Raw genomic sequence first — 22,445 nt, forward strand, 5'->3', positions numbered from 1 at the left:
GCGTCTGTCCATGCCGGACACCGACCTGAACCTCCTCACTGCCCTGGACGCGCTGCTGTCGGAAGGGTCCGTCGCGGGGGCGGCGCGCCGGCTGGGCCTGAGCGCATCGGCGATGAGTCGCACCCTCTCCCGGCTGCGAAGCGCCACCGGCGATCCGTTGCTGGTGCGTGCCGGACGCGGCCTGGTGGCGACGCCACACGCCGCCATGCTGCGCGAGCGCGTGCCGCAGGCGGCGCGGGAGGTCCGCTCGCTGCTGCGGCCGGCGCCCACCGCGCTCGATCTCGGCGGCCTGCAGCGCTGCTTCACCCTGCGCGTCGGCGAGGGCTTCGTGGAAGCCTTCGCGGCCCGGCTGGCGGCGGCGGCCACGGAGGCGGCGCCGGGGATCGGCCTGCATTTCGCCGCCAAGCCCGACAAGGATGTGCGCCCCTTGCGCGAGGGCCTGGTGGATCTGGAGATCGGCGTGCCCGGCGGCACCGGTCCGGAAGTGCGCGTGCAGGCGTTGTTCCAAGATCGCTTCGTCGGCGCGGTGCGCGAAGGCCATCCGCTGGCGGCCGGCGGGATCACCCCGGAGCGCTACGCCGCCTGGGGGCACGTGGTCGCCTCCCGCAGCGGGCGCCCGGACGGCCCGGTTGACGCAGCGCTGGCAGCCCTGGGCCTCGCGCGCCGCGTGGTGGTGGTGGTGCCGGGCTTTCCGGCCGCGCTGGCAATCGCCGCCGCCTCCGACCTGGTGGCGCTGGTCACCGCCTCGTATATCGCCCTCGCCCGCGCCGTGCGCCTGCCGGTGCTTGCCTTCCCGCTGCCGGTGCCCACCGCGCCGATCACGGTGTCGCAGATGTGGCATCCGCGCCTCGACGCCGACCCGGCGCATCGCTGGCTGCGCGGCCTGGTGCGCGAGGTCTGCCGCGTGCAGGGGCCGGTTCCGGACCGGACGGCCGCCTGCTAGAACCCCGCCGCATGACGCTTCCCTCGCCGGATGGCGCCTCGCCCGCCATCGCCCAGTGGTTCACCCTCAAGGCCGCGCATCCGGACGCGCTGCTGCTGTTCCGCATGGGCGACTTCTACGAGCTGTTCTTCGCCGACGCCGAGGCCGCCGCGAGCGCGCTCGACATCGCACTCACCGCGCGCGGGCAGCATGCGGGGGCCCCGATCCCGATGTGCGGGGTGCCGGTCGCCGCCGCCAGCGCCTATGTCTCGCGGCTGATCCGGCGCGGCTTCCGGCTGGCGGTGGCCGAGCAGACCGAGAAGCCCCGCCCCGGCCAGAAGGGTCCGCTGGCGCGCGCGGTGGTGCGGCTGATCACCGCCGGAACGCTGACCGAGGACGACCTGCTCGAGGCCGGCCGGCCCAACCTGCTGCTGGCGCTGGCATCCGCGGCGGTGCCCCGCGCGGCGTCCGGACGCACCATGCTGGGCGCAGCATGGATAGACATCTCCACCGGCCTGTTCGAGACCGCCTGCGTGACCCGCGGCACGCTCGCCGAGCTGCTCGGCCGGCTCGATCCGGCGGAGATCCTCGCCGCCCCGGACATCGTGCTCGACGAGTACGAGCCAAGACGCGCGCCGCCGGCGCCGCCTCCGCCGCCGCTCGCAGCCCGCGCCCGCCTCGCGGAAGCCTTCGGCGCGGCCAGCCTGGACGCCTTCGGCAGCTTCGACGACGCCGAGGCGATGGCCGCCGCCCTGGCGCTCGACTATGTCCGGCGCACCCAGGCCGGGTCGACACCCCGGCTGTCGCGTCCGGCACCGCAGGCCGACCGCGCCACGCTGGGCATGGACCCGGCCACCCGCGCCAGCCTCGACCTGCTGCGCGCCCGCGACGGCGGCGACAGGCACACCCTGTTCGCCGCCATCGATCACACGTTGACCGCTCCCGGCAGCCGGATGCTGGCGGGCTGGATCGCATCGCCGCTCACCGACCCGGCGGCGATCGCCGGACGACAGCAGGGCTGGGGCTGGCTCGCAGCCGAGCCGGGGGCCGCCACCGCATTGCGGGGCGCGCTGCGTGGCGCGCCGGACATCGCACGCGCGCTCGGAAGGCTGTCGCTGGGACGCGGCCAGCCACGCGACCTCGCCGCCATCAGGGACGGGCTGTTCGCCGCCCGCGAGGCCCTCGCGGCACTTGGAAACGGGGAGCAGGCGGCGCTGGTCGCACGCCTCGCCGGCCTGCTCGATCACGGTCGCGACCTGCAGGACCTGCTCGCCCGCGCGCTCGCCGCCGACCTGCCGGCACGGCTCGACGATGGCGGCGCGATCGCCGCCGGCCATGACGGTGAGCTGGACGCCGAGCGGGCGCTGCGCGACGACAGCCGGCGCGTGGTCGCTGGCCTGCAGAACGACTATGCGCAGCGCTTCGGCGTCGCCAGCCTGAAGATCCGCCATCACAGCCAGCTCGGCTACGTCATCGAGGTCGCCGCGTCGGCGGCGAAGGCGCTGGCGAACAAGCCCGGACTGGTGCTGCGCCAGGGCACCGCGAGCCTGGTGCGCTACGGCACCGACGAGCTTGCCGAACTCGACCGCCGCATCGGCGAGGCGGCCGGGCGCGCGGTGGCCCGCGAGCGGCTGGTGTTCGACACGCTGGTGCGACAGGCGCTCGCCGAGGCCGCGCTGCCGCCGATGGCCGACGCGCTGGCGCTGCTCGACGTGCTGCAATCGGCCGCCCGCCTCGCCGCCGGCGGCGACTGGTGCCGGGCGGAGGTCGACGATGGCGACGCCTTCCGGCTTCTCGCCTGCCGGCATCCGGTGGTGCAGGCGGCGCTGCCGCGGTCGCAGCGCTTCACGCCGAACGATTGCGACCTGTCGCCGGAGCGTCGCACCATGCTGCTGACCGGGCCGAACATGGCCGGCAAATCCACCTTCCTGCGGCAGACCGCGCTCGCGATCATCCTGGCGCAGGCCGGCCTGCCGGTGCCGGCGGCAAAGGCCGAGCTGGGGGTGGTCGACCGGCTGTTCAGCCGCGTCGGCGCCTCGGACGACCTGGCGCAGGGCCGCTCCACCTTCATGGTCGAGATGACCGAGACCGCCGCCATCCTCAACCTGGCCGGGCCGCGCTCGCTGGTGGTGGTGGACGAGATCGGCCGTGGCACCGCGACGCTGGACGGGCTCGCCATCGCCTGGGCGGTGCTGGAGGCGCTACATTCGAGCACACGCTGCCGCACCATCTTCGCGACCCATTTCCACGAACTGGCGCAGCTCGCAGAGAGCCTGCCAAGGCTCGCGCCGCACACCATGAGCGTGCGCGAATGGAAGGGCCAGGTGGTGTTCCAGCACGAGGTGGTGCGCGGCGCCGCGCGGCGCAGCTGGGGCGTGCACGTGGCGCGGCTGGCCGGGGTGCCGGAGGCGGTGGTCGGGCGCGCGGCCCGGCTGCTCGCCGATCTCGAGCGCGAGCATGCGCGCAACGCTGCGCCGCTGCCGCTGTTCGCCGGCCTCGCAACGGCGCCGGAAGCGGACCCGGTGGAGGCGCCGCCGGACCACGCGCTCGCCGAGGCCCTGGCGGCGATCGATCCGGACACCCTGACGCCACGCGAGGCGCTGGAGGCACTGTATCGCCTCCGCCACCAGGCCGGGATCCTGACCAACGGTTCATGCCGCACTGCATGATGCGCCTGTCCCGCGGGAGGCATCTGCGCTAGGGTCGAAGGGATGCCGACCTCAAACCCTAGCGCACGCAGCGATGCCGGGCGCCCCGCCCCCGGGCCGGACGCTGCGCGGATCGCGGAACCCGATACGATGAGGCACGGCAAGGCGTTGCGCGAGGCGCAGCTTGTATTGTCGGCGGCGCTGGCTCGTCCGGCTGATGCCACCGGCCCGGTGCCGCGCGACGTGGCGCTCGGCCTGTTCCGCCGCCATCTGTCGCGCATCCAGCAGTCCGTGCGCGACAGCTTCGAGAGCCAGTCGCTGTCCGGCGTCGAAGCGGCGAGCCAGCTCTCGGCCCTGACCGACGGGCTGATCGTCGCCCTTCACGAATACACCGTCTCCCGGCTTGCGGACGAAGCCGATCCTGCCGAGCCGCCGCAGGCGATCAGCATCGGCGCCACCGGCGGCTATGGCCGCGGCCTGCTGGCGCCGTTCAGCGACATCGACCTGCTGTTCCTGACCGAGGAGGCGCCCTCCCCGTCGGTTCTCGGCGCCATCGAGTTCATCCTGTATTTCCTGTGGGATCTCGGCCTCAAGGTCGGGCACGCCACCCGCACCGTCGCGCAATGCATCGAGGAGGCGGCGGTCGACACCACCGTCCGCACCACCCTGCTGGATGCCAGGCTGCTGAGCGGCGACGCCGCCTTGTTCGCGATGTTCCAGGCCCGCTACATCGTCGCCTGCATGGAGGCGGGGCCGGCCGGCTTCATCGCCGACAAGCAGCGCGAGCGCAGCCTGCGTCACGAGCGTTACGGCGAGAGCCCCTTCCTGGTCGAGCCCAATATCAAGGAAGGCCGCGGCGGACTGCGCGACATGCAGACGCTGTACTGGCTGTGCCGCTACGTGTTCGGCCGCGGCGAGCCGCGCCAGCTGGTCGGCATCGCGGCGCAGGGTGCGGACCAGGCAGGCGGCGGACTGCTGACCGAGCAGGAAGCCAAGCGCGCCCGCCGGTCGTGGGACTTCCTGTGGACGGTGCGCTTCCACCTGCACTACATCGCCGGCCGCGCCGAGGAGCGCCTCACCTTCGACATGCAGCCGGTGGTGGGCGCCCGCATGGGCTACACCCGCCATGGCCGCCAGGTCGGTGTCGAGCGCTTCATGCGGCACTATTTCCTCACCGCACGCGAGGTGATGCGCCTCACCCATGTGCTGGAGCCGGCGGTGCTGCGGCAGGCGCTGGGCACTCCGGCGCAGGCCGGCGAGACCGATGCCGCGATGCGCGCCGCCGGCTTCATGCTGTCCGATGGCCAGATCCTGCCGGCGCCGGAAACCGATTTCGACCGCGATCCGATCCGCATGCTGCGCCTGCTGGCGCTGGCCCGCGAGCGCAACCTGCCGCTGCATCCGATGGCGATGCACGAGCTGATCCGGTGCGAGCGCCGCGCCGCCACCCTGCGTGGCGATCCGGAGGCCGCCGCCCTGCTGCTGTCGTTGATCTGCGGCGACCGCCCGGCCCGCCGCGAGGCTGCCGCCGCCGCCGGCCGGGAGGCGCCCACGGTGCCGCCGCGCGACCGCAAGCAGCCCGCTCCGGTCGAGGTTCCGGGCCGTCCGCATGGCGCGCGCTGGCTGCATGTGCTGAACGAGACCGGCCTGCTCGGCCGGCTGATCCCGCCCTGGTCGCGCATCGTCGGCCAGATGCAGTTCGACACCTATCATGTGTTCACCGTCGACGAGCACACCATCGAGGCGGTGCGTATCCTCGGCACGCTGGAAGCCGGCGCGCTGGCCAACGAGACTCCGGTGGCCAACGGCCTGGTCGAGGACCTGCAGTCGCGCCGCGCGCTCTATGTCGCGGCGCTGCTGCACGACATCGCCAAGGGACGCGGCGGCGACCATTCCGAACTCGGCTCCGAGCTGGCGCTCGAGATCTGTCCACAGCTCGGCCTGACCGCCGAGGAAACCGAGACCGTCTCCTGGCTGGTGCTGCATCACCTGCTGCTCAGCCAGACCGCGTTCCGGCGCGACATCGACGATCCCAAGACCATCCTGGATCTCGCCGACACCATCCAGTCGCCGGAGCGGCTCAAGCTGCTGCTGCTGCTGACCATCGTCGACATGCGCGCGGTGTCCGGCAAGGTCTGGAACGCCTGGAAGGCGGCGTTGCTGCGCGAACTGTACACGCGCGTCGCCGAAGTGCTGGCCGGCGGCCTCGCCACCACCGAGCGCGACATAAGGGTTGCGCGCGCCAAGGACGAGGCCACCGCGCTGCTGCAGGAGGACGGCTTCTCGGAGGCCGAGACCGAGCGCTTCCTGTCGCTGGGCTATGGCGGCTATTGGCTCTCGTTCGACAGCGAGGCGCATCAGCGCCATGCCCGCATGATACGCGACAGCGAGCAGCGGGCGTCGGCGCTGACCGTCGAGACGCAGCCGCTGCCGGCCCGCGCCGTCACGGAAGTGACCGTCTACACCAACGACCATGCCGGCCTGTTCTCGCATATCGCCGGCGCGCTGGCGGTGGCGGGCGCCTCGATCGTCGATGCGCGCATCCACACCATGACCAACGGCATGGCGCTGGACACGTTCTGGATCCAGGACGCCACCGACGGCACCTTCGATGCACCGCATCGCCTCGCCCGGCTGTCGAGCCTGGTCGAGCAGGCGCTGGCCGGCCGGCTGGATCTCGCCGGCGAGATCTCGAAGGCGTCGCGCGGCGTGATGGCGCGGCGCATGCGGGCGATCCACGTGCCGCCGCGGGTGGTGATCGACAACCGTGCGTCGAACACCCACACCGTCATCGAGGTGAACGGCCGCGACCGCCCGGGCCTGCTGCACGACGTCACCAACGCGATGAGCCAGCAGGGCATGCAGATCGCCTCCGCCCACATCACCACCTACGGCGTGCGCGCGGTCGACGTGTTCTACGTCAAGGACGTGTTCGGCCTGAAGGTGTCCAACGAGCGCAAGCTGCACGACCTGCGCGAGGCGCTGCTGCTGGTGCTGACACGCGCCGAGGAAGCGGTGGTGCTGCCAGCTTCCGGCGCGGTGCGACGCAGCAAGAACGGCACCGAGGCGGCCTGACGCGTTCCATCGGATCCCGACCTTGACGATCCTGGTTGCACCGGCGTGGCTCCGATGACGATTCGCGCCGCTCTCCTGCTCACCCTCCTGGCCATCGTGCCGGCCGCGGCATCGCCAGCCGACAACGCCATCGGATATTCCCACCCGCAGCGGCGGATCAGCGTCGGGGGTGGGCGCCGCCTGAACCTCTTCTGCATCGGAGACGGTACCCCGACCGTCATCCTCGAGGCAGGATCCGGCGGCAGCACTGCCGACTGGTGGCGCATACAGCAGCGACTGGCCGGCAGGACACGAACCTGCGCGTACGATCGCGCGGGTTACGGGTACAGCGACCCGGCACGGCGGCCGTCCGATGCGGAAGCGGCCGTGGATGACCTGCATCGCCTGATCGCAAAGGCTGCGCTCGGACAGCATCCGGTCATCGTCGGCCATTCGAACGGCGGCCTGTACGCCACGCTCTACGCCGAACGCCATGCCGACGAGATCGGCGGTCTGGTGCTGGTGGACCCGGGCTTTCCCGGTCAACAGGACTACGCAGGATATGGTCTCGCATCCGCCACGACCGCCGCGCTCCAGCGTTGGGCATCCGGCTTGATCGATACCGGCAGACATTGCCTCGCGATGGCAGAGCAGGCCGGTCGAAGCACGATCGCCAAGGCTCCCGAATGCGTTTCGACGCCACCGGAGGATCCCTCGATACTCCGGCGGTCGCTGCGCAGGATCTACATGCAGAAGCCCTACGAAGCCGCGAACCTCTCCGAACTGGAATGTAGTTTCGGCATCGGCCGTGATGGCCTCACCCGGGACGACAGGGAGTTTCCCGCGCCGCTGCGTGCGCTTGGCGACCTTCCGCTCATCGTTCTCACGGCGGAGCACCACCCCGCGCCCGTGGGCGGCTTCACGCAGCTCGAGCAGGCCCGGTTCTGGCAGACGTGGAAGCAAGGACATGACCGGCTCGCACAACTGTCGAGCGCCGGCATAAGCATCGTCGTCTCCGGAAGCGGCCATTTCATCCAGAACGACAAGCCCGATGCAGTCGCGCAGGCTGTGCGGGACGTCGTTTCGGCTGCCAGGAGGAATGAGACCAGACCCTGAACTGCAATGCGCGGCCTCTCGATGACCGATTGCGCTCCCGGACCACCAGTCACCAGACCGCCATCGGCTCGTCCTCCAGGAGAAAGCTGCTGATCGCGTCGAACGCCTGCATGCGGTTGCGTTCGAGCAGCACCATGTGCGTGCCCTCGCCGATCTCGACCCAGCGCCGGTAGCGCGCGCCGCGCAGCATGCCGAAATAGGCGCGCGCGGCGTCGAGCGGCACATCGGCGTCCCATTCCGCATGCACCAGCAGGACCGGCACCACGATCGCACCGGGATCGTAGAACGGCCGGCCGGCGCTCCAGTAGTTCCGGATGTCGAGGATCGGGCCGTTCACCGCGCGCATGGTCCCGCTGGCGGCCCCCGACGGATCGCTGGCGAGCGACGCCGCCGCCCACGTCTCGAACCATCCTGGCGGGGTCAGGCTGCTCCTGTGATCTTCCGGCGCGGCACCCAGCCAGCGGGCCTGCATGTCTGCGACCACGACGTGCCGGTAAGCCTCCAGCGGACCGCCGGCGTCGAGGGTGCCCGGGCCGTGTCGCAGCCATTGCGGGGCGACCTGCGCGAGGCGCACGACGCTGTCGTTGTTGCGGCTCGCATAGGCGCCCGCGACCGAGCCACCCCAGGACATGGCGACGAGGTTGACCCGGTCGATCCGGTTGCGCGCGGTGACGAAGCCGACCGCGCTCGCCAGGTCCCGGACGCCGGTTTCGGTGACGCCGAGCGGCGGATGGTTCTGTGGCGGTTCGTCCATCTCCGGTGGCCGCGTCGAGCCGCCATAGCCGCGCACGTCGAGGCCGTAGACGTCGAAACCCTGCAGGGCGAGATGGTCCATGAACGAAAGCCCGCCGAGGCGCACGTCGAACAGGCTGCCGGAGGAGTAGGTGGCGCCGTGCACCAGGACCACGGTGCGCCCGGCGGCAAACGGGGCACTGGATGGTACGTGCTTGCGCCGGAGATGCAGTTCGATACCCGGCGTGTCGCTCGGGATCATCAGGTCGTCGATCGCGATGGCTGCGATTGCATCGGGCATCAGATGAAGCTCCAGCCGAAGCCGTCGGCTTCGCGACGTACGCGTCCGACCGAGGTTTCGGCAAAATGCGTGGTGAACAGCGGGATGTCGCGTGTGGCGACCTCGTCGAGCGCCCACTTGCGCGAGCGGGTGGCCGCCTCGGGAAACTCGCAATAGCAGGAGTTCAGGCCGGGTTCGTAGACCTGCAGCGGATGGTGCATGATATCCCCGCCGAACAGCGCCTCCTCGCCAGCCGAGACCAGGCGGATCGACGCATGATCGATGCTGTGCCCCGGCGTGGGCAGGTAGGACAGGCCGTCCACCACCTCATGCCCGTCGACCGCGATGAGATCGACCAGTCCCGCCTCGAGGACCGGAAGCACGCTGTCGGTGTAGACGCCCGGCGCGGGCCGGCTCCGCATCGCGCCGAGCCCCGGCGCGACCTTCCCGGGATCGGGCTGTTCGCCGCGCTCGAGCGAGGCGTTGTAGGCGTTTTCCATGGCCGAGACGACGTGCCGGGCGCGGCGGAAGGTCGGCTTCCATTCGCCGTTGCGCAGCACGGTGTTCCAGCCCACGTGATCGGAATGGATGTGGCTCAGCAGGACAAAGTCGACGTCGTCCGGCTGCACGCCGGCCGCTGCCAGCCGCTGCAGGAATGGCTCCTGCAGCCGGTGGAGCGCAGGTGCGGCGGGGCGCTCCTTGTCGTTGCCGGTGGCGCTGTCGATGAGGATGACGTGCCTCGGCGTGCGCAGCAGCCAGCAATGGGTGCTCTGCACCAGTGTTGCGCCGTTGCGGTCGAACGAGCCCGGGCCCAGCCGGTCCAGGTGATGCGCCCACGCTGCGGGCCCGGCGTCGGGATAGAGCCGCTCCGGTGGCGCGCCACGCAGCACCATCTCGTCGATGCGCGTGATGGAGACATCGCCGATGCGATAGACGGGGTTGGCAGCGGGCATGGATGGCCTTCTTCCGGATCATCGAGGGTGGGCTCGGGTTCGACGCGGAACGTATCGATGCGAGCTTGCGGATTGCACCCGGCCGGCGTCCATGGGACCGATCAATCAGGTGGATGCCTGCGCCGATGATGCCTGCGCCACCCGCACCGGCTACCCTGGCGGACGCCGACCTCGGCCTGCTGCTCGCCCTCGAGGCGCTGCTGCATGAGAACAACGTCACCCGGGCGGCGATCCGGCTCGGCCTCAGCCAGCCGGCCTTGTCGGCGCGGCTGAACCGGCTGCGTCATCTGTTCGACGATCCACTGTTCGTGCCGGCTTCGACCGGACGCGGCATGGTGCCGACGCCACGTGCCCTCGAGCTGCGGGACAGGCTAACGGACGCCCTCGGCCTGCTGCGCGGCATGCTGCAGACACCGGATGCCTTCGACCCGGCGGCCAGCCGACGCACCTTCGTGCTCGCCATGCAGGAGCAGCCGGCGGCGGTACTGGCACCCGGTCTGGCCGCTTCGGTGCTTGCCGAGGCCCCGTCGGTGCGTCTCGCCTTCGTCTATCCGAAGCCGGAGATCGTCGACCTGCTCGAGGACGGCTCGGTGGATCTGCTGGTGGCGCCATCGGAGCAGGGCAGCGGCACGCTGGTCGGTCGTGCCCTGTTCGAGAGCGAGTTCCTGACCGCGCAGCGCAAGGGCCATCCGCGCGGCAGCGGGCCGCTCGACCTGGACGCGTTCTGCGCCCTCGACCACCTGGTGGTCTCGACCGCCGGAGCGGGCTTCGGCAGCCTGGTCGACCGCACGCTGGCCGGCCTCGGCCGCTCGCGCCGCGTCGCCCTGTCGATCCAGAGCTACGGGCTGGCGCCGCTGATCGTGGCGCAGTCGGACTGCATCTGCACCCTGCCCAGCCGCCTGCTGCGCCGCCACGCTGGCGATCTCGAGCTGTTCGAGCCGCCGCTGCAACTGCCGCGATCGCAGCTGGTCGCCCTCTGGCACGCCCGCAACCAGGAGGAGCAGGGGCATGCATGGCTGCGCGACCTGCTCTACAGGATTGCCGGCGCCACCGCCTGATGTCCTGCCTGGCGGTGGGGGATCAGCCGGTGTCGTCGCCTTCCATGTGTGCACCGGGCAGCTCGGCCGGTTGCCGCGCCGCAACCAGTCCGACCACCAGCGAGCCTGCGATCACGCATACCTCCATGGCACGCGCGAGGCCGACGATCCCGCCGCCCCACGGGACCACGAAACCGGCGATGCCCTGGCCGCCCGCAGCGAAGGCGTAGCTGACGCCCATGCCGAGCGAACGGCTTTGCGATGGAAACCGCTGCGCAAGATAATGCGGCACCAGCGCGAACACGCTGTTGCCGAACATGCCCATGACGAAGGCGGCGCCGAGCAGCATCCACAAGGCGGTGCCGCCGGCGAACGGCACGATGGCCAGCACGGTGATCACCAGGTAGACGAACAGCGTGGTGCGCTCGCCGAACCTGGAGGCGGCCCAGCCGCACAGCGGCTTTCCGATCATCGAGCCGATGCAGTAGGCGGCGACCGCCGGAAACACGCTCTCCGGTGTGAAGCCGTGCACGGTGCGCAGCAGCGTCGGATAGAAGCTGTAGATCGCCGCATTCTGGAACTGCAGGAACGCCATGAAGGCCAGCGCCTGAAGGGCCGCGGGAGTAAGCCGGAACCAGGCTGGTTCCCGCTTCTGGCTGGTGGCGGCGCCGGACGCCATATCGCGGCGGAGCTTGAGCCAGACCGGGCTTTCCGGAACACCGATGCGTATGAAGATGGCAAGCAGGGCCGGCAGGATGCCGATGAAGAACAACATCCGCCAGCCATAGCGTGGCAGGATCACCGCCTGCGCGGCGGCGGCGGCGAAGAAGCCGACCTCGTAGCCCGACATCATGATTGCGGAGGCCAGCGGACGGGCGCGCGCCGGCACGCTTTCCATCAGCAGGGTCGCGGACGCCGTCCATTCGCCGCCGAAACCGATCCCGAACAGCAACTGGATCGCCACCATCGCGGCATAGCTCCAGGCGAGGCCGGACAATCCGGAGAACAACGCGAACCAGACAATGCCGATCATGAAGGTGAGCTTGCGGCCGTAGCGATCGGCGAGCCAGCCCCAGCCGGTATTGCCGAGCACCCGGCCGACGCTCTGCGCGGCGATGACCAGGCCCATGGCGGTGAGGCTGGCATGCAGGCTGCGGCCGATATCGGGAAGCGCCAGCAGCAGCACCACCTGGTCGAAGGCATCGAGAAACCAGCCCAGGAACGCCGCGAGGGTTACCCGCCAATACGGCATCAGCAGCTGCAACGGCGTCCGGGCATCATGCTGCACCGAGGCGCCTGGTCGTATTGCCTCTGCCATTCGACATTACTCCGCTGGTCGGGCGATAAGGCGTGCAGGCGGTGCGGGTTCGCCGGCAGGTTGGCGCGTGCGACTACCGGCGGCGGATGAAGGTCCGCATGACCTGGCCGCGAACGGTCTGGAACACGGTCGGACGGGGCGCGCAGGCGTCTGCGGCGATGAAGACGAAGCGGTCGGCCTCGAGCACGTAGCTGGCCGGCAGCGGACGACCGGCGTCCGCCCCGATCGCGTCGATCCAGGTGATCGACTTCGGCACCTTCGATGCATCGAGGATGAAGCGGCCTTCGAGCAGCACCACGCCGTCGGCGGTTCGCACGGTAAAGCGGTCGGCGCTGATGGTGGTGAGCGCGCCGTCCGCAGTGAAGCAATCCGCCGGGTTCGGGACGCCGTCGACCTGCAGATCGACCTGTTCCCAGTTACCCTGCAGGTCAGCCAGGTCGGTGTCATGGGGCTGCATCGTCACCGTATCAGCTGGCGGTGCGCTCGAAGCAGAACCCGGCGAATTCTGCCACCGTGTGCTCCGGGTAGAACGGGATATCGCAGGCCATGTCGTTGACGATCCAGCGGTCCCTGATGACGTAGCCGGCTTGCCGGAAATACTCGAGGAAGCAAGCTTCGTTGAAGATCCGGTAGGGCGCGATGCCCGGTCCATAATTCGACAGCGTGAAGAATTCCGGCTTCTGCGACAGTGCCACCTTGTTGACCAGGATGTATCGCGGCCGGGACCCGAGATCCTCCAGCACGCCGGGAATGGACCGCTCCATGTATTGCAGCGCGCCCGCCGCGAGCAGGATGTCGCATGCACCTGCCCTCGCCAGGTCGCTCTCGAAACTCAAGCCGGTCGCCGCTTCCCGGACCGCCACCTCGCGTCCCTGCGCCGAGATGTGCGGCACCTCGACCACCCGCCAGCTCAACCCTTCCGGAAGCGCATCGAATTTGCGATACGCGTAGTAGGTCAGTCCGATGCTGCCGCCGAGATCGACCAGCCGGACATCCGGCTGCAGCAGCATCCGCAGCCAGAACAGGATCGGGTAGGTGCTCGGACGCACAGGGGCGACGTAATCGACCCACATCCCGGCTGCCGCCTCATGATCCCAGCCACCCGGGCGGCGTTTCGGGATCGACGCGAATGCCTCGCCATAGGAGGAGTAGATCCCCCACTGCAGACCGGTGTTGTCACGCCGGTTGGCGGCGTGCCGGATGTAGACGGGTTCAACCAGCGGCAGGCGTCGCATCGCGGAACCGATCCTGGTGCGCGCCAGGGCGATCCGCGCCATCGACTGCAAACTCATGCTCTGCCCTCACGCAAATTCTTTCTCCAGCGCATCGTGGACGCGCGACACCACCGCGTCCCAGGCGCGGGCCGGCGGCGACCACTCGTCCGGGCCGAATCGGCGCAGGCCCGGGTACCAGGTCATACCATGGGCAAAACCGGCGCCCCATCTCCAATCGCCACCGAAACGATCGAGCAGCCAGGTCGCCCCGCCGAGAGCGCCCGCGAGATGCGCGATCGCGGTGTCGACGGTGATCACCAGGTCGAGCGCCGACACCAGCGCCGCCGTCTCCGCCCAGTCCTCGGGCAGTGCCGGCCGCAGCAGGGAGAGGCCAGTCGGCGCGGCCTGCGCGGCGGCGGCACCCGCCTGCAGCGAGACCAGGCGCACACCGGGAACGCTGCCGAGCGGCGCCAGCGAAGCGAGCTTCATCGAGCGCTGGCGATCGAACCGGTAGCCGGGCGAGCCGGCCCAGCACAACCCGACCAGCCGCGCCGACCGGCCCGCCGCCAGCCGCTCCCGCCAGTACGCCACCCGGGCCGGGTCGGCGCGAAGGCGGAACGGCGGTGGCGCCGGGCGCTGCAGCAGATGCGGCAGGCTCAGCAGCCCGGCCGCCGCCACCGGGGCATCGCCTTCATCAGGGCCGGCATCGTCCGGGGCTCTCAGCACGGCTCCCCGATCGAGGCCGGATTGCCGGACCAGATCGTGCATGCCGGCGGGAAGCTCCAGCAGCAGGGTTGCCCGCCCGGCTGCCAGCGGCACCCAGCGCAGGAACTGGATGGTGTCGCCCAGGCCCTGCTCGGCGCGGATCAGCACGGGGCCGGCGCACGGTTCGCCGTCCCATGGCGCAAGCGGCTCCAGTGGGTGCCGGCCGAGCTGCCGACGCGCCTCGAAGCCGGCCCAGCCCTCGGCGAGCGCGCCACGCGAGAGCAGCGCGGTGCCATGGTTGAAGCGTGCGGCGGGATGACCGGGCTCGCGCTCCAGCACATGGGCGAACACCGCCTCGGCCTCGCGGCGCAGTCCGAGGGCGGCCAGCGCGGTGCCGTGATTGACCGCGATGGCCGCATTGCCCTGCGCCATGCCGGAGGCGCGCGACAACACCGCCTCGGCTTCCACGGTTTCGCCGAGCCCCATGAGGACCAGCCCCAGGCCGCTCAGCGTGGCCGGCTCGTCGGGGGCCACCAGCAACGCGGCGCGGAACTGCTCCAGCGCCTGTTCCAGGCGATCCTGCGCCCACAGGGCGGTGGCGAGGTTGGCGCGTGCGGCGGCATCGTCGGGCAGCAGGAGCGAGACCTGCCGGAATGCCTGTCCGGCACCCTCGGCATCGCCGGCCTCGCCAAGCACGGTCGCCAGCGCATGCCATCCCAATGGATCGGCCGGCAACCGCCGGGTCACCTCGCGGAACGCCGTGGCCGCTTCGGCGAGCCGCCGCCCGGACTGCAGCACGCCGCCCAGGGACAGCCAGGCGCCGGCATCCTCCGGATCGAGCGCCAGGGCATGGCGCAGGCTTGCCTCTGCTTCCTGCATCCTCCCGAGACGGCGCAGCGCCTGGGCCAGCCCGCGCCAGGCGCGCGCATCGCGTGGCGCGCGCAGGCAGGCGATGTGCAGGGCGGCGCGCGCCTCCTCGACATGGCCCTGCTGCAGCAGCGCAAGCCCGAGCGAGATCGTGTAGTCGGCCTGCATAGGCTCGGCGGCAACGGCCTGCCCGATCAGCCCGATGGCAATGTCGAACCGGCCGCGTTGCTGCGCCACCAGCCCGAGCCCGTGCAGGCTGGCCGGATGCGACGGCAGTTGCGCCAGCGCCGCCTGCCAGAGACGTTCGGCATCCTGCAGCCGCGCGCCGCCCGGATCGGCGCGGTGCACCCGCATCGCCTGCGCCGCCAGACGGTCGGCCTCGCGTCGACGCCGGTGGTCGCTGCCGGCATGACCGTTCGTTCCACTACCCGACAAGCCGGCTTCCTTCACGTCGCCCGTCCTTCACGTCGCCCCAGCCTTCACGTCGCCCCAGCCTTCACGTCGCCCCAGCCTTCACGTCACCTGCACCGTCCTGTTATGGCTGGCCCGCACACTAGCGGCGAAGGCGGACAGGATGCAGGCCTACCGGACACTGGAGAAGCGCTTCGCCCGGATCAGCGACGTCGAGAGCGCCCTTGGCATCCTGAACTGGGACAACGACACCATCATGCCGGCCGGCGCCGCCGGGCAACGCGCCGGGCAGGTCGCCACGCTGTCGGTGATCGCGCACGAGCTGATGACCGGGCCGGACATGCCGGACCTGCTGCAGGACGCCTCCGCGGCAGGCGACGGGCTCGACGCCTGGCAGCGCGCCAACCTCGCCGAGATGCGCCGGCTGCACGCCCATTCCAGCGCGGTTCCGGCGGATCTGGTGGACGCCGCCTCCCGCGCCAACTCGGCCTGCGAGCGTGCCTGGCGGGAGGCACGTGCGAACAGCGACTTCAAGGCGCTGCTGCCGCTGCTGCAGGAGGTGCTGCTGCGCCAGCGCGACGTGGCGCAGGCCAAGGGCGCGGCGCTCGGGCTCGCCCCGTACGACGCGCTGCTCGACCTGTACGATCCCGGCAACCGCATGGCGCTGATCGATCCGGTCTTCCGTGACCTCGCCGCCGGGCTGCCGGCGCTGCTCGGGCAGGTGCTCGAACACCAGTCCGCGCTGCCGGCGCCGCTGCCGCTGCAGGGTCCGTTTCCGGTCGAACTGCAGACCCGGCTCGCCGCACGGCTGATGCGGGCGGTCGGCTTCGACACCGGGCGCGGCCGGCTCGACACCAGCACGCATCCCTTCTGCGGCGGCGGCAACGACGACGTTCGCATCACCACGCGCTACGACGAGGCCGATTTCGGCAGCAGCCTGATGGGCGTGCTGCACGAGACCGGTCATGCGCTCTACGAGCAGGGCCGCCCGCGCGAGTGGCTGGCGCAGCCGGCGGGCCGCGCGCGCGGCATGACGATGCACGAGAGCCAGTCGCTGCTGATCGAGATGCAGGCGTGCCGCTCCCGCGAGTTCGTCGAGTTCCTGGCGCCGCTGGTGCGCGAGGCGTTCGACAGGGAGGGGCCGGAGTGGCAGGCGGACAACCTGCATCGCCGGCTGACCCGTGTCTCGCCTGGCTTCATCCGCGTCGATGCAGACGAGGTGACGTATCCGGCGCATGTGCTGGTGCGCTATCGCCTGGAGACCGCACTGATCGCCGGCGACCTCGCCCTGGCGGACCTGCCCGGAGCCTTCGATGCCGGGATCCGCGACCTGCTCGGCATCGTCGTGCCGGACGACCGCCGCGGCTGCCTGCAGGACATCCATTGGCCGGCCGGCCTGTGGGGCTATTTTCCGACCTATACCCTCGGCGCCATCACCGCCGCCCAGTTGTTCGAAGCCGCGCGCAGGGCCAAGCCGGAAATACCGGCGCGGCTCGTCCAGGGTGACTTCCGGCCGCTGCTCGACTGGCTAAGGCCGAATGTGCACGAGCGCGGAAGCTCGGTCGGGACGGCGGAGATCGTGCGCGACGCCACCGGGTTCGATCTGACTGCCTCCATCTACCAGCGTCATCTGCGTCGCCGGTATCTGGACGCGGCCTGAACTCAGTCCGGCGCAAGCATCAGTGCGGTGCTGGCGGCGGCCCCGGTCTCGCCTACCAACACGGTGCCGACGGCAAAGGTAACCAGCATTCCGGTGATGAGAACCAGCTTCGCCACGGCCTTGGATCCTTGTGGATGAGTGCGCCTATGTGGTCGATAAGATGCCGGCACCGGTCGGGTTCATGTCGGAAGATGGACGTCCCGTCACGCTTGCATGAGGTTGCGGCGCTCGCGCTGGCGCTGGCGCTGGTCACAAATCCGGCACGTGCCGACCCGCCGCCGGTCTCGCCGCCGCCCACGCCGGCTCCGCAATCCCCGCCGCCCCCCGAAGCCGCTCCTGCCGACCGGCTGACCCTGCTCGGCAGCAGCGACAAGCTGTCCTGGAATGGCGTCGCGATCGCGCCCGACGGCCGCATCTTCGTCGAATTCCCGCGCATCACCGGCTCGCCCGGCCCGTCGCTCGCAATCCTGAACCACGACGAGGCCAACCACACCGACAGCCTGACCGCCTATCCCGGCAGCGGCTGGAACGACTGGAGCGCCACCGCGAAGACGGACCCGGCGCAGGGCTTCGTCGACCTGAACGCGGTGCATCTGGGCCCCGAAAACAGCCTGTGGGCAGTCGATACCGGCGCCCCCGGCTTCGGCAGGCAGCCGCTGCCGGGGGCCACCAAGCTGGTGCGCATCGACCTCGCCACCAACAAGGTCAGCCGTGTCTACGTCCTGCCGCCGGACGTGCTGGCGCCGAAGAGCATGATCGACGACGTGCGCTTCCACGGCTCGCTCGCCTACATCACCGATGCGGGCTCACCTGGCCTGATCGTGCTCGACCTCGCCACCGGGCATGCGCGGCGCGTGCTGGACCACGATCCGTCGACCACCGCCCAGCGGCCGATCGTGGTGGATGGCGAGACCCTGAAGGGCCCGGACAACAAGCCGGTCATGATCCACGCCGACCAGCTGGAGGTCACCCCGGACGGCGCCTACCTGTACTACCAGCCGCTCTGCGGCCCGCTGTACCGGATCGCCACCGCGCTGCTGGACGATCCGAAGGCGACCACGCAGGCGGTCGCGGCGGGCGTGGAGTTCTGGTACGACACGCCTGCGCTCGGCGGCACCGCCATCGGGCCGGACGGCACGCTCTACCTGGACGATGTCGAGAACGACAGCGTGCTCAGCCTCGATCCCGGGCGCCGGCTTGCCACCATCATCCGGGATCCGCGCCTGCACTGGGCGGATGCGCCGTTCCTGCAGGGCGGCGTGCTCACCCTGCCGGTGCCGCAGCTCGACCGCGCGGCGGTATTCCATCACAACCACTCGCAGATCCAGTATCCGGTGGGACTGTACGCCCTGCACCTGCCGCAACCGCAGCCGGCGCCAGCCCATCACGACCGATGATGCTGCCATGCACTTCGCTTTAGCCTGCACCGGGGCTATGTGTGACGGCGTATGACCGACACGATGCGCTACGTCTCCACCCGCGGACAGGCCCCGGTTCGCGATTTCGCGGGCGTGCTGCTGGCCGGCCTTGCCGAAGATGGCGGCCTCTATGTCCCCGAGACCTGGCCGACCCTGCGGCCCGACGACTGGCGCGCGCTGCGCGGCCTGCCGTATCAGGAGCTCGCCACCCGCATCCTGGCGCCGTTCGCCGCCGGCTCCATCGACGAGGCAACGCTGCGCCGCCTGTGCGGGCGCGCCTATGCCGGCTTCAACCACCCCGCCATCGTGCCTCTGGTGCAGCTCGATGGCGAGCTGTTCGTGCAGGAGCTGTTCCACGGGCCGACGCTGGCCTTCAAGGACATGGCAATGCAGCTGCTCGGCGGGCTGTTCGACCATGTGCTGGAACGCGAGGATGCGCGCGTCACCATCGTCGGCGCCACCTCGGGCGATACCGGCTCGGCCGCCATCGAGGCCTGCCGCGACCGCGAGCGCATCCAGGTGGTGATCCTGCATCCGGAGGGCCGCACCAGCGAGGTGCAGCGCCGGCAGATGACCACGGTGCTGTCGCGCAACATCGACAACCTCGCCATCGACGGCAGCTTCGACGACTGCCAGGACCTGGTGAAGGCGATGTTCGCCGACGCGCCGTTCCGCGCCGAGATGCAGCTGTCGGCGGTGAACTCGATCAACTGGGCCCGGGTGGCGGCGCAGATCCCGTACTATGTCGCCGCAGCCCTGGCCCTGGGCGCACCCGACCGCGAGGTCTGCTTCGCGGTGCCCACGGGGAATTTCGGCAACGTGCTGGCGGCCTGGGCGGCGCGTCGCATGGGCCTGCCGGTGCGCCACCTCGCCATCGGCTCGAACCACAACGACATCCTGGCGCGCTTCCTTGCCGGCAACGACATGAGCATGCGCGACGTGACGCCGAGCCTGTCGCCCTCGATGGACATCCAGGTCAGCTCGAACTTCGAGCGCCTGCTGTTCGAGCTGCTCGACCGCGACGCCGCGGCCTGCGCGCGCATCATGACCGGCTTTCGCGCGACCGGCCGCATGCAGGTGCCGGACGCCGCCTGGCGCAAGGCCAGCGCCCTGTTCCACGGTCTCAGCCTGGACGACGACGCGACCTCCGGGGCGATCCGCCGCCTGCATGACGAAGCAGGCTATCTCGCCGACCCGCACAGCATCATCGGCATCGAGGCCGGCCGGCGGCATGCGGTGGCGGGCATCCCCACCATCGCGATGGGCACCGCGCATCCCGCCAAGTTCCCCGAGGCGATCCGGCGCGCCACCGGCCTCGTTCCGGCTTTGCCGCCGCACCTCGCCGACCTGTATGAGCGTGAGGAACGTTACCGCCGCGTGCCGAACCGGCTCGACGCCGTCGAGGCGGCGGTTCGTGCCGCCCTGTTCAAGAACGCCGCCTGACCGTACGACTGCTCTCCGCTCCCCTCTAGGAACCCTATGAACGACCTCATCAACGTGACCCGCCTGCCCTCCGGCCTGCTCGTCGTCAGCGAGCGCATGGACCGGGTCGAGACCGTCTCCTTCGGCGCCTATGTCGCCAGCGGCACGCGCAACGAGGCGGCGGAAGAAAACGGCGTCTCGCACTTCCTCGAGCACATGGCCTTCAAGGGCACCGCGACCCGGTCGGCGGCGCAGATCGCCGAGGAGATCGAGAATGTCGGCGGCCACATCAACGCCTACACCGCACGCGAGCAGACCGCGTACTACGTGAAGCTGCTCAAGGAGGACCTGGCGCTGGGGGCCGACATCATCGGCGACATCCTGACCAACAGCAGCTTCGCGCCCGAGGAACTGGAGCGCGAGCGCGGCGTGATCCTGCAGGAGATCGGCCAGGCCAACGACACGCCCGACGACATCATCTTCGACCATTTCCAGGAAGCCGCCTTCCCGGGCCAGCCGATGGGCCGGCCGACGCTTGGCACCGACAGCCTGATACGCAACATGCAGCGCAGCTCGCTGACCGCTTACATGCGCCAGCACTACACCACCGGCAACGTCGTGGTGGCCGCCGCCGGCAACCTGCACCACGAGCAGGTGGTGACGCTCGCCGAGCGGCATTTCGCGGGGCTGACCACCAGCACGCCGGAGGCGCTGCTTCCCGGCACCTACAAGGGCGGTGAGTTCCGCGAGCAGCGCGAACTCGACCAGGTGCATATCGTGCTCGGCTTTCCGTCCGTCGGTTACGGCCATGCCGACTACTACCCGGTGCTGCTGCTCTCCACCCTGCTCGGCGGCGGCATGTCGTCGCGGCTGTTCCAGGAAGTGCGCGAGAAGCGCGGGCTGGTCTATTCGGTGTATTCGTTCAACTCGCCGTTCATGGATGGCGGCCTGTTCGGCATCTATGCCGGCACCGGCGAGGACGAGGCGCGCGACCTGCTGCCGGTCACCATCGAGGAGCTGCACAAGGTGCAGCACGCCATCCGCCAGGACGAGCTCGACCGCGCCCGCGCGCAGGTGAAGTCCAGCCTGCTGATGTCGCTGGAATCCACCGGTTCGCGCTGCGAGCAGCTTGCCCGCCAGCTGCAGATCTTCGGCCGGCTGATCCCGACCGCGGAGACGGTGGCGAAGCTGAACGCGGTGAGCATCGAGGACGTGCAGCGTGCCGCGGCGAGGCTGTTCCGCGGAACGCCGACGCTCGCCTCGATCGGCCCGGCCACGCACATCCCGACCCTGGGCGACATCGCTGACAAGCTCGCGGCATGAGCGGTGCAACGGACGCCGGCGAGGGCCTGATCGAACGCCTGGTTTCGCTCGCCAGGAGTGCCGGGGCTGATGCCGCGGATGCGGTGCTGATACGCAGCACTGCGGTTGGCGTGCAGGTGCGTCAGGGCAAGACCGAGGAGCTGGAGCGCTCCGAGAGCAGCGATGTCGGCCTGCGCGTGTTCGTGGGCGGGCGCAGCGCCATCGTCTCGGCCACCAGCCTGGATCCGTCGCGCTTCGAGGCGCTGGCGGAGCAGGCGATCGCGATGGCCCGGGTGGTGCCGGAGGATCGCTGGGCCGGCCTGTGCGACGCATCCGCGCCCGGGATCTTCGATGCCGCCGGGCTCGAGCTCGCGGATCCGACCGAGCCGGACATGGCTGCCCTGGTGACGCGCGCCGGCATCGCCGAGGCGGCGGCGCTGGCGGTCACGGGCGTCGCCAACTCGCTCGGCGCCTCCGCCAGCTTCGGCCGCACCGAGGTGGTGCTGGCGACCTCACGCGGCTTCACCGGCCGCTATGCACGCACCAGCCATTCGGTCTCGGCCGCGGTGCTGGCCGGGTCCGGCACCACCATGCAGCGCGACTACGATGGCCACAGCGTGGTGTTCCTGGAGGATCTCGACGATCCGGCGACGATCGGCCACAGCGCCGGCGAGCGTGCGGTGGCGCGCATGCATCCGACCAAGCCGAAGACCGGCCGGATGCCGGTGGTCTACGACCCGCGCGTATCGGGCAGCCTGCTCGGCCATCTCGCCGGAGCCATCAACGGCGCCGCGGTGGCGCGCGGAACCTCGTTCCTGAAGGACCGCATGGGCGCCCGCATCCTCCGCGAGGGGCTGCATGTGACCGACGATCCGCGTCGCCGGCGTGGCCTGCGTTCGCGCCCGTTCGACGGCGAAGGGGTTGCGACCAGTGCACTGGTGCTGGTCGAGGACGGCATCCTGCGGAGCTGGGTGCTCGACGGCCGCAGCGCCCGGCAGCTCGGCCTCGCCACCAACGGCCATGCCTCGCGCGGCCCGTCCTCGCCGCCCGGCCCGTCCATCACAAATCTCAGCCTGTCGCCGGGAGCGCTGACGCCGGCCGAGCTAATGGCCGACATACGCGAGGGGCTCTACATCACCGAGATGATGGGCTCGGCGGTGAACGGCATCACCGGCGACTACAGCCGCGGCGCCTCCGGCTTCATGATCCGCGACGGCGCGCTGGCCGAGCCGGTGGCCGAGATCACGGTTGCCGGGAACCTGCTGCCGATGCTGGCGGAAATGACGCCGGCGAACGACCTCACGTTCCGGCGCGGCACCGACGCGCCGACGATCCGGATCGACGGACTGACGGTGGCGGGGGCCTGAGGTCCGGCGCCGGAGCAAC

The 22,445-nt window shown here is 70.6% G+C and carries 16 protein-coding genes; 10 read left to right on the forward strand and 6 right to left on the reverse strand.

The window, feature by feature from the left end:
* The first annotated feature begins 10 nt into the window (after nt 1–10).
* From FE263_RS00280 to FE263_RS00295, 4 genes are all read left to right on the forward strand, one after another.
* Nucleotides 11–943, forward strand: a complete 933-nt coding sequence (locus tag FE263_RS00280) for a LysR family transcriptional regulator (RefSeq protein ID WP_138323968.1) — start codon at nt 11–13, stop codon at nt 941–943.
* Nucleotides 944–954: 11 nt separating this feature from the next.
* Nucleotides 955–3,591, forward strand: coding sequence for a DNA mismatch repair protein MutS (gene mutS, locus FE263_RS00285; protein ID WP_138323969.1), 2,637 nt, complete (start codon nt 955–957; stop codon nt 3,589–3,591).
* A 129-nt stretch (nt 3,592–3,720) separates the two neighbouring features.
* On the forward strand, nt 3,721–6,645 hold the full coding sequence (locus tag FE263_RS00290) for a [protein-PII] uridylyltransferase (RefSeq protein ID WP_138323970.1): 2,925 nt from the start codon (nt 3,721–3,723) through the stop codon (nt 6,643–6,645).
* 54 nt (nt 6,646–6,699) lie between these two features.
* Entirely contained in the window at nt 6,700–7,740 is a 1,041-nt protein-coding gene (locus FE263_RS00295) for an alpha/beta fold hydrolase (protein ID WP_138323971.1), read from the forward strand.
* Nucleotides 7,741–7,789: 49 nt separating this feature from the next.
* Here the strand turns inward: FE263_RS00295 and FE263_RS00300 are convergent, their stop codons facing one another.
* Together FE263_RS00300 and FE263_RS00305 are read right to left on the reverse strand one after the other, a co-directional pair.
* On the reverse strand, nt 7,790–8,773 hold the full coding sequence (locus FE263_RS00300; protein WP_138323972.1) for an alpha/beta hydrolase: 984 nt from the start codon (nt 8,771–8,773) through the stop codon (nt 7,790–7,792).
* A complete protein-coding gene (locus tag FE263_RS00305) occupies nt 8,773–9,705 on the reverse strand; it encodes an MBL fold metallo-hydrolase (protein ID WP_138323973.1) in 933 nt (310 codons plus the stop codon). Before FE263_RS00305 ends, FE263_RS00300 begins: the two co-directional genes overlap by 1 nt.
* 125 nt (nt 9,706–9,830) lie before the next feature.
* On the opposite strand from FE263_RS00305, the gene FE263_RS00310 reads away from it, so the two are divergent.
* Nucleotides 9,831–10,763, forward strand: a complete 933-nt coding sequence (locus FE263_RS00310) for a LysR family transcriptional regulator (RefSeq protein ID WP_240758914.1) — start codon at nt 9,831–9,833, stop codon at nt 10,761–10,763.
* Between the two features lie 22 nt (nt 10,764–10,785).
* Here FE263_RS00310 and FE263_RS00315 read toward each other — a convergent pair whose 3' ends face one another.
* The 4 genes from FE263_RS00315 to FE263_RS00330 form a co-directional block, all read right to left on the reverse strand.
* Entirely contained in the window at nt 10,786–12,060 is a 1,275-nt protein-coding gene (locus tag FE263_RS00315) for an MFS transporter (RefSeq protein WP_138323975.1), read from the reverse strand.
* A 73-nt stretch (nt 12,061–12,133) separates the two neighbouring features.
* Nucleotides 12,134–12,517, reverse strand: coding sequence for a TIGR03067 domain-containing protein (locus FE263_RS00320; protein WP_138323976.1), 384 nt, complete (start codon nt 12,515–12,517; stop codon nt 12,134–12,136).
* Between the two features lie 10 nt (nt 12,518–12,527).
* Nucleotides 12,528–13,352, reverse strand: a complete 825-nt coding sequence (locus FE263_RS00325) for a TIGR04325 family methyltransferase (RefSeq protein ID WP_138323977.1) — start codon at nt 13,350–13,352, stop codon at nt 12,528–12,530.
* Nucleotides 13,353–13,361: 9 nt separating this feature from the next.
* The gene (locus FE263_RS00330) at nt 13,362–15,296 is read right to left on the reverse strand and encodes a tetratricopeptide repeat protein (RefSeq protein WP_138323978.1); all 1,935 of its coding nucleotides are present in this window, start codon (nt 15,294–15,296) and stop codon (nt 13,362–13,364) included.
* A gap of 124 nt (nt 15,297–15,420) precedes the next feature.
* Between FE263_RS00330 and FE263_RS00335 the strand changes: the two genes are divergently transcribed.
* The 5 genes from FE263_RS00335 (at nt 15,421) to FE263_RS00355 (ending at nt 22,426) form a co-directional block, all read left to right on the forward strand.
* Nucleotides 15,421–16,917 (forward strand): carboxypeptidase M32, encoded by a 1,497-nt coding sequence (locus tag FE263_RS00335; RefSeq protein WP_138323979.1) that lies wholly within the window; start codon nt 15,421–15,423, stop codon nt 16,915–16,917.
* Nucleotides 16,918–17,126: 209 nt separating this feature from the next.
* Entirely contained in the window at nt 17,127–18,314 is a 1,188-nt protein-coding gene (locus FE263_RS00340) for an L-dopachrome tautomerase-related protein (protein WP_171033857.1), read from the forward strand.
* Nucleotides 18,315–18,377: 63 nt separating this feature from the next.
* On the forward strand, nt 18,378–19,778 hold the full coding sequence (gene thrC, locus FE263_RS00345; RefSeq protein ID WP_138324845.1) for a threonine synthase: 1,401 nt from the start codon (nt 18,378–18,380) through the stop codon (nt 19,776–19,778).
* Between the two features lie 36 nt (nt 19,779–19,814).
* Complete coding sequence (locus tag FE263_RS00350; RefSeq protein ID WP_138323981.1) at nt 19,815–21,080, forward strand: M16 family metallopeptidase; 1,266 nt, start codon at nt 19,815–19,817, stop codon at nt 21,078–21,080.
* Entirely contained in the window at nt 21,077–22,426 is a 1,350-nt protein-coding gene (locus tag FE263_RS00355; RefSeq protein ID WP_138323982.1) for a TldD/PmbA family protein, read from the forward strand. Before FE263_RS00350 ends, FE263_RS00355 begins: the two co-directional genes overlap by 4 nt.
* Nucleotides 22,427–22,445: the final 19 nt, after the last annotated feature.

Origin of the sequence: Lichenicoccus roseus, assembly GCF_005844085.1 — a bacterium.
GTDB classification, from domain to species: domain Bacteria; phylum Pseudomonadota; class Alphaproteobacteria; order Acetobacterales; family Acetobacteraceae; genus Lichenicoccus; species Lichenicoccus roseus.